Genomic DNA, 10,861 nt, shown 5'->3' on the forward strand with positions numbered 1-10,861 from the left:
TGGAAGATCGAGGAACAGTACCGCGCCAAGGGCCTCAACAAGGACGAAGTGCCGGTCAACGAGTTCCGCGCCGAATGCCGCACTTTTGCCGAGCACTGGGTCGACGTCCAGCGCGAAGAATTCAAGCGCCTCGGCATCAATGGCGATTGGGCCAACCCCTATCTCACCATGAGCTTCGACGCCGAAGCCACCATCGCCTCCGAACTGATGAAAGTCGCCGCCTCCGGCCAGCTCTATCGCGGCTCCAAACCCGTCATGTGGTCGGTCGTCGAACGCACCGCGCTTGCCGAAGCCGAGATCGAATATCAGGATTATGAGAGCGACGCGATCTGGGTGAAGTTTCCGGTGGCCGATATTGACCTTGATGTTGTGTTCAATGGCCACAACTCGCCATATCTTCGCGGAGTGCTTCCAACCGAACATGGCGAAGCGCAAGTGGCCCGCCTAAAGCAAGCATCTGTCGTCATATGGACCACGACCCCGTGGACCATCCCTGGCAATCGCGCCGTCTCCTATTCCTCACGGATCGCTTACGGCCTTTATGAAGTGGAGTCCGCCGAGAACGACTTCGGCCCCCAGCCCGGCGAAAAGCTGATCTTTGCCGACAACCTCGCCGAAGAAAGCGCGACAAAGGCAAAACTCACCTTCAAACGCCTGGCCGACGTCACCGCGGATGAGCTTGGCGCCATGACCCTGCACCATCCGTTGCGCGGTTTCGGTGGCGGCTACGACTTCCTCGTGCCCATGCTCGATGGCGATCACGTCACCGACGATGCCGGCACCGGCTTTGTTCACACCGCTCCCGGCCACGGTGCTGACGACTTTGAAATCTGGATGGCCGAGGGCCGCGCCATCGCCGCAAAGGGCATCGACACGACGATCCCCTTCACCGTCGACGACGCCGGTTTTTACACCAAAGACGCCCCCGGCTTCGGCCCCGACGCCGACGCCGAAGGCGGTCCCGCACGCGTCATTGACGACAAAGGCAAGAAGGGCGACGCCAATCAGCGCGTCATCACCGCCCTCATCGCCGCAAACAATCTCTTCGCGCGCGGTCGGCTCAAGCACCAGTACCCCCATTCATGGCGCTCGAAAAAACCCATCATCTTCCGCAACACCCCCCAATGGTTCGTCTATATGGACAAGGACCTTGGCAAGGGAGCGGACGACACCCTGCGCACCCGCGCCCTTTCTGCCATCGACGCCACAAAGTTCGTTCCCGCCGCCGGCCAGAACCGCCTGCGCTCGATGATCGCCGATCGCCCCGATTGGGTGCTTTCGCGCCAGCGCGCCTGGGGTGTGCCGATCACCGTTTTCGTCAATTCTGACACCGGCGAAATCCTCAAAAACGATGCCGTCAACGCCCGCATCATCGCCGCCTTCAACGCCGAGGGCGCCGACGCCTGGTTTGCCGAAGACGCCAAACAGCGCTTCCTCGGCAATGATGTCGCAGACCTGGAAAACTGGACCAAGGTCACCGACATTCTCGACGTCTGGTTTGACTCGGGCTCGACCCATGCCTTCGTTCTGCGCAACCGGGAAAAATGGCCGGACCTGAAATTTCCCGCTTCCATGTATCTCGAAGGCTCCGACCAGCATCGCGGCTGGTTCCATTCCTCGCTGCTCGAAAGCTGCGTCACCAACGGCTTTGCCCCCTATGAATCTGTCCTGACCCATGGCTTCACCATGGACAGCAAGGGCTTCAAGATGAGCAAGTCCGTGGGCAACACCATTGCCCCCCAGGACATCATCAAGAAGTTCGGCGCCGACATCCTGCGCCTTTGGGCCGCGACCATCGATTACGCCGAAGATCACCGCATTGGCGATGAGATCCTCGCCAACACCGTCGAGATGTATCGCAAGATGCGTAATTCCTTCCGCTGGCTTCTGGGTAACCTTGCCCATTACAAGCCCGAGGAAGCGGTGGCCTATGCCGACATGCCCGAGCTCGAAAAACTCATCCTGCACCGCCTCGCCGTGCTCGATGGCGAGGTCCGCGCCGGCTACAAGGCCTATGACTACAAGCGCGTGGTCAACACCATCGCCAATTTCATGAACCTCGAACTCTCGGCGTTCTATTTCGACATCCGCAAGGACGCGCTCTATTGCGATCCGATCTCATCGGAAAAGCGCAAGGCAGCCCTGACCGTCCTCGACCAGCTCTATTCATGCCTCACCGCATGGCTGGCCCCAGTGCTGGTCTTTACCATGGAAGAAGTCTGGCTCGAGCGGAACCCGGGCGACGCCTCCTCGGTCCACGCCCGCACTTTCCCCGAAGTGCCCTCCGAATGGCGCGATGACGCGCTGGCGGCCAGATGGGCAAAGATCCGTGCCGTGCGTCGGGTGGTGACTGGAGCGCTCGAAATCGAGCGTAAGAACAAGGTGATCGGCTCCTCGCTCGAGGCCGCCCCCATCGTCGCCATCACCGATCCCGAACTCGCCAAAGCGGTCGAAACTCACGATCTCGCCGAATTGTGCATTGTGTCGGCAATTTCCACTCAACTCCATGCATTTTCGAGCCAACAATTCTTTAGTTTGGACGAGGTTCCGGGGGTCCAGGTGGCCTTCGCGAGAGCAGAGGGAACCCGTTGCGCCCGCTCATGGAAGGTCTCGCCAGAGGTCGGTTCGGACCCCGAATACCCCGATCTGACCCCCCGCGACGCCCAGGCCATGCGCGAGCGGGCGGCTGCAGGGTTAAGCGTATGAATTTCTTGATGAAACCATCGGTCCTGTGGAGCTTTTTCCTCGGCCTGGACGTCCTGATTTTCGACCGCCTGCACAAGTATTTTCAGGTCGATATGGCCGGCTGGACAGGCGGCGAAGTCATTGAAGTGGCGCCATTTTTCGACTACACGCTCGTCTGGAACACCGGCATTTCCTACGGTCTCATGGGCGGCATGACCCCGGAAATGTTGTTGCTTATCATGGGCTTGGCCGTGGTCGCGCTGGCCTGGTGGTGGGTCAAGGAGGATTCCCTTCTCACCCGCATCGGCATCGCCCTCGCCATCGGCGGCGCCCTCTCCAACGCCATTGATCGCGTGGTTTACGGCGCTGTCGCCGATTTTTTCTCGCTGAGCTTTTTCCCCTATATTTTCAACATCGCGGACATGGCCATTACCACAGGCGTCATCGCTCTCATCATCGACGTCCTCCGCCCCCGGCCCGAACCGGAATCGAAATCGTAAATCGGCCAAATTCTGGCCTTACGCCCGCCAATGGGCTATAACCCCACGAAAATAAGGGATCATCAGGGTGGTCGAGGCGTCTATGGGTACGGTTGTAACGAGTAGGAACAGGACTAAGCGCCTGTTGCGTCTGACATTTCTCGCTGTTGCAGCAGCCTCGGCGCTCGCGGCCTGCACCACCGTTGAGGGCACCAATGCGCTCACCGATCCGCTGACGTTTGAGCGCGAAGTGATGCGCTCGACGCTGCAGGGCGTGGGTATCGTGCCGCGTGAGGAAAAACCGATGGTTTCGGGTGAGCGCAGCCCGCTTGTGCTCCCGGCCTCGGGCGCAACGCCACCGCCTCCCAGCCAGTCGACAGCAGTCATTCCCGAGGATTCGGGCGCTGTGACCATCGACACCACCGGCCTGACCACCGCCGATCTTGAGGCGCTGCGGACTGGACGCGTGCTGTCATCGGGCGCCACCTCGGGCCGACCGCTGACCGAACCCGAAGCCCGCCAGCTCGCTGCGCGCATGGCGGCCTATCGCAATGCCCAGGGCTTGACCGAGCGCAACATCTATCTGCCGCCCGAGCAGTATTTCCAGACAGTGGCGGGCCAGCAACTTATATGCGAGGCGGCCAATGGTGACCTTGTCACCCTGTCCGATCCCCGCTGTCCGCCCGATGTGCGCGCCGCAGCCTCACGCTGATTTCGCGCGCAGTACCAAAAAATGCTCAAGGCGGGGCCATTGGCCTCGCTTTGTCTTTATAGCTCCAGATCGAAAGAAGACGCTCCAATGAGCGATAAAGCCCCACCCCCCTCCGGCGAACGCCTCGCCAAGGTCATCGCCCGCGCAGGAGTCTGTTCGCGCCGCGATGCCGAAGCCTGGATCACCGCCGGCCGCATTGCGGTCAACGGTAGCCCGGTCAAGACCCCCGCCTTCAATGTCGTCGAAAGCGATACGATCGCCGTCGATGGAAAGCCTTTGGCTCGCAAGCAGGCAACTCAGCTTTGGCTGTACCACAAGCCCGCCGGCCTCATGGTCACCGAAAAGGATCCCGAGGGCCGCGCGACGGTCTTTTCCGAGTTCGAAAAGCTCGGCCTGCCGCGCGTGCTGACCGTCGGACGGCTCGATTATAACACCGAGGGCCTATTGCTGCTGACCAATGACGGCGGCCTCAAGCGCACGCTCGAATTGCCAGCAACCGGCTGGGTGCGACGCTACCGCGTCCGTGCCTTCGGCTCTGTGACTCAGGAACAGCTCGACACTCTTGCCAACGGCACGACAGTCGAAGGCGTCGACTACGGACCCATCGAAGCAGCGCTCGACAGCACCAGTGGATCCAATGTCTGGATCACGATGAGCCTGCGCGAGGGCAAGAACCGTGAGGTTCGCAACGTCCTCGGCGCCCTCGGGCTTGAGGTCAACCGGCTGATCCGCCTCTCCTATGGCCCGTTCCAGCTTGGTGATCTGCCGACCGGCTCGGTCGAAAAGGTCAAGACGCGCATTCTCCAGGATCAGCTGGGCAAGCGGCTGGCCGAAAGTGCGGGAGCCGATTTTGACTCGCCCATAGCCGAGGAGCCCAATCAGCCGCGCCGCCGCTCCCCCCAGCGCGAAAGCCAGCCCACCGAGCGCGACCGCTTCGGCGGCCTGCGTAAACGTCCCGATTTCAAGCGCCCCGAGCGGCGCGAGGAAGCGCCCCGCACCGTACACTTTGACGACGGTCGTCCCTCCCAGAGCTTTGTTCCGTCCGGCGGAGACCGCAAGGGCAAGCGCAACGAGGGCGGCTTCGGCGACAGGCCCCGACGCGATGACGCTGGTGGAAAGCGATTCGACAGGGGAGAAAAATCCTTTGGTGATCGTCCTCAGCGTCCCGGCGGCAAGTCGTTCGCCAAAGGCCCCCGCGATGCCGGAAGTGGCGGTGACCGCCCTTTCCGCAAGGATGCCGATCGCCCGCCGCGCCGGGAATCGGCCGGAGGCGACCGCCCGTTTAACAAGGGACCCCGGAAGGAAGGTGGCGGAGAGCGCCCCTTCTCAAACGGTCCGCGTCGCGAAGGAGCGGGTGGTGATCGATCGTTTTCCAAAGGGCCACGCCGCGATGGAGCAGGCGGCGACCGTCCGTTCGCCAAAGGGCCACGTCGGGAGGGCACTGGCGCAGACCGGCCCTTTTCCAAAGGACCCCGGCGCGAAGGCGCAGGTTCCGATCGTCCGGTATCCAAAGGCCCTGGTGGTCAGACCCGGCCCGGTGGGAAGTCTTTCGCCAAGGGTCCGCGCCGCGAAGCTGGAGCCGACAGGCCGTCCGGCCCACGCCCTCCGCGCCCGGGTGCCAGGCCATCGACAGGCAACCGGCCTGATCGCCCCCGCCGGCCGCGCCCGGACGAGGACAAATAGCTAGATGCGAATCGTCGCCGGAAAATTCCGCGGCAAGCAGCTCGAAGCTCCGAAGTCGGACGATATTCGTCCCACTTCGGACCGTGTGCGCGAAGCCGTGTTCTCGATACTCGGAAGCCGCATCGGCCCTCAACTTGAGGGGCTCTATGTCCTCGACCTTTTCGCCGGCACGGGAGCGCTGGGCTTTGAAGCGCTGTCGCGCGGCGCTGCGCACTGCGTCTTCATCGATACTGGCATTGAGGCCCGCGGCTTGATTCGCGGACACATTGAGCATTTTGGCGTTGGCGGCCAGACAAAGCTCCTCAAACGCGACGCCACCGATCTTGGCCCGGCCGAACGGATCAGGCCTTCCGACCTTGTGTTCCTTGACCCGCCATACGGCAGGGGACTTGGCGAAAGAGCGCTCGTAAGCGCGCTTTCCGGCGGCTGGATAGCACCTGAAGCCCTTGTCGTACTTGAGGAGCGCAAGGATATCGCCATTGAGGCTCCCTCCGGTACGCAAATCATCGATCGCCGAGAATATGCCGAGACGGCCATCACCTTTCTTGATGTCACCTGACGCCGGCAGATGGGGAAGAGGGCAGGGGAAGTGTTCATTGCCACACACCAGCCACAAATTTGCCGCCCCCGGCCTTTTTTCAGGAACCGCTGACACGCGACGCGGGTTGGGTCTGCATCACGCAATCTGGAGGCAAACAAATGGCACTCGTCATCCTGAGCATTATTGGCGCTTTGGTCACGGTGGCCGCGGCCACTGCTGGACTGCTGATCTCCGCGCAGGCCGAGGTCGACGCCCGGTCCCAAAGCACCAATAGCCGCTCGGTCTGAGTGGCGTTGAGGTCGGCGGGGACTATCGCCGTCCGAACAGGCGCTCCAGATCGCCCTTCTTGAGTTCGATATAGGTGGGGCGCCCGTGGATGCACTGGCCCGAATGGGGCGTAGCTTCCATTTCGCGCAGCAACGCATTCATTTCGTCCGCCCGTAAACGTCGTCCCGAGCGGACTGATCCGTGGCAGGCCATCCGAGCGATGATCGCGTCCATACGTTCTTCGAGTACGGCCACATTGTCCCACTCAGCCAGTCCATCGGCAAGATCGCGCACGAGGCCCTCAATGTCGCTTTGGCCCAAAAGGGCAGGGGTTTCGTTGATCGCTACGGCTCCCGCTCCGAACCGTTCAAGATAAAGCCCGAGCTTTTCGAGCACTGGCGCGGCATCCTCGAGCCGCCCGCAATCTTCTTCCGGAAGGTCGATTACCACCGGGATCAACTGCCGCTGGCTGGCGACGGGCCCGTTGCGCAATTGGGTGCGAAACCGTTCATAGACCAGCCGCTCATGGGCTGCGTGTTGATCGATCAGCACCAGAGCGTCGCCATTCTGGGCAACGATGTAATTCTCAAAGACCTGTGCCCGTGCGACACCGAGAGGGAAGTCCTGCTGCTCTGCCGTCGGTGCTTCCATTGTCTCGTGCCGGGCGCTGGGGGCATCGAATTTGCGGATCTCCGCGGCCAGGCCTGGTGAAAAGTTGCTCTGCTGTCCCAGCAGGGGCGAGGGCGCCCTGTAGCCCACTGAAGGGCCGGCCGGCTCGGCAAAGCTGCTCGCCGGTTCGGTCCTGTCTTGCGGTGCCGGAGCTCGAAAACTGGCCAGAGCCGAATCCGACACGCTTGACGACGCACGAAAGCCCGCTGCCGTCAGCGCTTCGCCAATGGCCCGGATAACAGAGCCCCGTACCGCGCCCTGATCGCGAAACCGCAACTCGGCTTTGGTCGGGTGGACGTTGACATCGACCTCACCAGGATCGATGGCAACGAACAGTGCGATGACCGGAAACCGGTCGCGGTGCAGAAAATCGGCATAGGCCGCCCGCACCGCCCCGAGCAGTACCTTGTCGCGCACCGAGCGTCCGTTGACAAAGTAGAACTGATTGAGTGTGTTTGCGCGCGAATAGGTCGGCAATCCTGCCAACCCACCGACCACAATCCCGCCGCGCGAAAATCCGATCTGCTGCGCGTTCTCGGGAAAATCCGCCCCGATGATCTGCGCCAGCCTGGCGTGGACGGCGTTTTCTCCGGTCTGCGCGGGCCAGTTGATCGGCTGTCGGTCGGTGCCCGATAAGACGAAATGCACCCCACGATGTGCCATGGCGAGGCGCTTGATGACGTCGGTTATCGCGCCGGTCTCCGCCCTGTCGGTCTTGAGGAATTTCAGCCGCGCAGGAATGTCGGCAAAGAGGTTCTTGACCTCGACGATGGTGCCGCGATTGATCGGATGCGGCACCGGACCGGACTTGACGCCGCGCTTGAGCGAGATCTTGAGCCCCGTTTCGGCGTTTTCTGTCCGCGAAGCTATCGAAAGATCGGATACCGACCCGATAGAAGCCAAAGCCTCGCCCCGGAACCCCAGCGTTCGGATATCGTCGAGCCCGTCACCCTTGAGTTTCGATGTCGCATGCCGCTCGACCGACAGCACGAGGTCGGCTTCGTCCATGCCGTGCCCGTCATCTTCAATGCGGATCAGGCTCTTTCCGCCCGCCGCAGTGGTAATGGCGATGCGTTTTGCTCCCGCGTCGAGTGCATTTTCGACCAGTTCCTTGACCACACTGGCCGGCCGCTCGACGACTTCGCCGGCGGCAATCTTGTTGACCAGATCGTCTGGAAGCTGGCGGATGGCCATATGTGCTGATTCTCCTTTGTGGCCAGTCTAACGGGGCGGACAACAAGCGCCAAAGCTGATATGAGCGCCAGACCATGACCAAGCCCGACAATCCCATGGAAATTGCATTGGCGCTTGCCGCCGAGGCCGCCGCTGCCGGCGAAGTGCCGGTCGGTGCTGTCATCATGCGCGGTGGTCAAGTGTTGGCCACGGGCCGCAACACAATGCGGGAGAGCGCAGATCCGACAGCCCATGCCGAGTTCAACGCCATCCGTGCGGCGCTCGGCGCCGACGGCACGGGGCGTCTAGCCGATTGCGACCTCTATGTAACATTGGAACCGTGCACCATGTGCGCCGGCGCTATCGCCCATGTTAAATTGCGGCGGATTTACTACGCTGCGGAAGATCCCAAGGGCGGCGCGGTCGACAATGGCGTCCGGTTTTTCGACCAGCCCACCTGTCACCATTCACCAGAGGTTATCGGTGGCGTCGCCGCCAGCCGGGCTGCCGAGATGCTCAGGAAATTCTTCGCTGAGCGGCGATGAACCCCTCGATCTTTGCTGTGATCGCCCGCTTGAAGCGATCCTTCTCGGCCTCGCCGGCCTCAATGATTTCCCGTACGCGCCAATATTCGTGTGCGCCGATATTGACGTGGTGCGGCCGAAAATAAAGGTCCGGCGGATAGGCCGCGATCATGTTTGCAATCAATTGATGCATCATGATCTGGGCTGACCCGAACCCGATATCGATCATTGTCGGAATATAACCGTCCGGCCATACGTGCGGATCGCCATTGACGTCGATTCCGACCAGAATGTCGGTGCCTGCCGCCGCATGATCGAGGGGCAGCGGATTGACCACGCCGCCGTCGACAAGAACCGTTTTGTGATAGCTGACGGGCCGATAAAGGCTCGGAACGGCAAGCGATGCCGCTACCGCCGGCCTCAGCGCGCCCTCATGAAAGGCAACCTGGTGCCAGGACCGGAAATCGGTCGCAACGCAGGTAAACGGAATCTTGAGCCCCTGAAATGTTTCCGGCATATCGTCAGGCGTGAATGTGTCGACCACCTGTACCGGATCGAGTTGAATCGAGATGCCTTCACGAAAAATCTTGGCCATCGAACGGACCTGGGTCGAGAGAAGGCGCCCGAACAGCCCGTTCATCGTGCCCAGCATTTCATACGATAGCTCGCGGATTTCGTGGCCCTTGAGCCCGGCCGCCCAGCCCGAGCCGATCAGCGCGCCGATCGATGTGCCGGCGATACGGTGCGGAACGAGCCCAAGTTCGTCCATCGCTTCGATAAAGGGAATATGGGCCAGTCCGCGGGCCGCTCCGCCCCCCAGCGCAATCCCGATTCTGGGATCCCTTATCGTCCCCATGGTACGGGCCCTCCGGTTCTTCCCTCAGCCTAGTCTAGCCATATCGTATTGAGAAGAGATTGCTTCTAAAGCGCGCGCCATCCGATGTCGCGGCGACAAAACCCGTCCGGCCAGTCAATGGCTCCGAGTGCTGCATAGGCGCGCTTACGCGCTTCGTTCACACTCTCGCCAGTCGCCGTGACATTGAGCACTCGTCCGCCATTGGCAAGTAGGGCATCTCCGTCTCGTACCGTTCCTGCATGAAAGACCTGAACGGTGTCGCTATCCAACCCGTCGGCATTCTTTATGACGGTATTTTTCTCGTAGGCGCCCGGATATCCGTTGGCCGCGAGGACCACCGTCAATGCGACGTCCCGCTTCCAGCGCGGCGAGACATTGTCGAGCGTGCCATTTGCGGTGGCCTGGAGAATATCGAGCAGATCACTCTCGAGCAGCATCATCAACACCTGCGTTTCGGGATCGCCGAACCGCGTGTTGAATTCAATGAGCCTGGGGCCATCCTTGGTGATCATTAACCCGGTGAACAGAACCCCGGAAAACGGCGTTCCGCGCGCCGCCATGCCCTTGATGGCCGGAGCAATAATCTCGCGATAGGCGCGTTCGATCAACGCATCGGTCATCACCGGAGCCGGGGCGTAGGCGCCCATGCCGCCCGTATTGGGGCCCTTGTCTTCATCGAATGCGCGCTTGTGATCCTGCGCGGCCGGCAAAAGGATAGTGTGCTCGCCATCGCAAATGGCAAAAAGACTCGCCTCTTCGCCGACCAGACACTCTTCGATCACCACTTCAGCGCCTGCCGTACCGAATGCGCCGGAAAAGCAGTCGCGCACTGCCTCTCGCGCCTGTTCCAACGTCTCGGCCACCGTAACGCCCTTTCCGGCAGCCAGCCCATCGGCCTTGATAACGATTGGAGCGCCGTGCTGATCCAGATAGGCAAGCGCGGGTTCGAGCGTGTCGAATTTCCCATACGCCGCCGTGGGAATGCCCATTTCATCGCACAACGCCTTGGTAAAGGCCTTGGAGCCTTCGAGTTGGGCGGCGATCTTGGACGGGCCGAAAACGGCAATTCCGGCTGCGCGCAGATCGTCCGAAATTCCCGCGACCAGCGGTACTTCGGGGCCCACCACCACAAGGTCGATTTGCTCGCGCAACGAAAAATCGACAACAGCCGCGTGATTGGCCACATCGAGAGCGACATTTTCAGCAATGGTCTGGGTGCCGCCATTGCCCGGCGCGACAAACAGGGCCTCGACCATAGGCGACTGCGCGATC

General features: G+C 61.6%; 10 protein-coding genes. 7 read left to right on the forward strand and 3 right to left on the reverse strand.

Annotation, left to right across the window (positions count from 1 at the left end; all coding sequences use genetic code 11):
- The 6 genes from ileS to AACZ55_RS13420 form a co-directional block, all read left to right on the forward strand.
- Positions 1-2,706: isoleucine--tRNA ligase (gene ileS, locus AACZ55_RS13395; protein ID WP_339646865.1), on the forward strand; the 2,706-nt coding region annotated here is incomplete at its 5' end.
- Between the two features lie 8 nt (positions 2,707-2,714).
- Entirely contained in the window at positions 2,715-3,185 is a 471-nt protein-coding gene (gene lspA, locus AACZ55_RS13400) for a signal peptidase II (protein WP_339646868.1), read from the forward strand.
- Positions 3,186-3,309: 124 nt separating this feature from the next.
- Positions 3,310-3,876, forward strand: coding sequence for a hypothetical protein (locus tag AACZ55_RS13405; protein ID WP_338607599.1), 567 nt, complete (start codon positions 3,310-3,312; stop codon positions 3,874-3,876).
- 87 nt (positions 3,877-3,963) lie between these two features.
- On the forward strand, positions 3,964-5,559 hold the full coding sequence (locus tag AACZ55_RS13410) for a pseudouridine synthase (protein WP_339646870.1): 1,596 nt from the start codon (positions 3,964-3,966) through the stop codon (positions 5,557-5,559).
- Positions 5,560-5,563: 4 nt separating this feature from the next.
- Positions 5,564-6,118: a 16S rRNA (guanine(966)-N(2))-methyltransferase RsmD gene (gene rsmD, locus AACZ55_RS13415; protein ID WP_339646872.1), complete on the forward strand. Its 555-nt coding sequence runs from the start codon at positions 5,564-5,566 to the stop codon at positions 6,116-6,118.
- A gap of 140 nt (positions 6,119-6,258) precedes the next feature.
- The gene (locus AACZ55_RS13420) at positions 6,259-6,387 is read left to right on the forward strand and encodes a hypothetical protein (protein WP_339646875.1); all 129 of its coding nucleotides are present in this window, start codon (positions 6,259-6,261) and stop codon (positions 6,385-6,387) included.
- Between the two features lie 22 nt (positions 6,388-6,409).
- On the opposite strand, the gene mutL is transcribed toward AACZ55_RS13420, so the two are convergent.
- The gene (mutL, locus tag AACZ55_RS13425; RefSeq protein WP_339646878.1) at positions 6,410-8,230 is read right to left on the reverse strand and encodes a DNA mismatch repair endonuclease MutL; all 1,821 of its coding nucleotides are present in this window, start codon (positions 8,228-8,230) and stop codon (positions 6,410-6,412) included.
- Between the two features lie 74 nt (positions 8,231-8,304).
- Between mutL and AACZ55_RS13430 the strand changes: the two genes are divergently transcribed.
- Complete coding sequence (locus AACZ55_RS13430) at positions 8,305-8,754, forward strand: nucleoside deaminase (RefSeq protein WP_339646881.1); 450 nt, start codon at positions 8,305-8,307, stop codon at positions 8,752-8,754.
- On the opposite strand, the gene AACZ55_RS13435 is transcribed toward AACZ55_RS13430, so the two are convergent.
- Positions 8,726-9,589 carry a patatin-like phospholipase family protein gene (locus AACZ55_RS13435; RefSeq protein ID WP_338607593.1) on the reverse strand — a complete coding sequence of 288 codons (864 nt, stop codon included), beginning with the start codon at positions 9,587-9,589 and terminating at the stop codon, positions 8,726-8,728. The genes AACZ55_RS13430 and AACZ55_RS13435 overlap by 29 nt on opposite strands.
- A 65-nt stretch (positions 9,590-9,654) precedes the next feature.
- Positions 9,655-10,860, reverse strand: coding sequence for a phosphoribosylamine--glycine ligase (gene purD, locus AACZ55_RS13440; protein WP_339646883.1), 1,206 nt, complete (start codon positions 10,858-10,860; stop codon positions 9,655-9,657).
- Position 10,861: the final 1 nt, after the last annotated feature.

Source organism: uncultured Pelagibacterium sp. (assembly GCF_963972885.1).
Classification (GTDB): domain Bacteria; phylum Pseudomonadota; class Alphaproteobacteria; order Rhizobiales; family Devosiaceae; genus Pelagibacterium; species Pelagibacterium nitratireducens.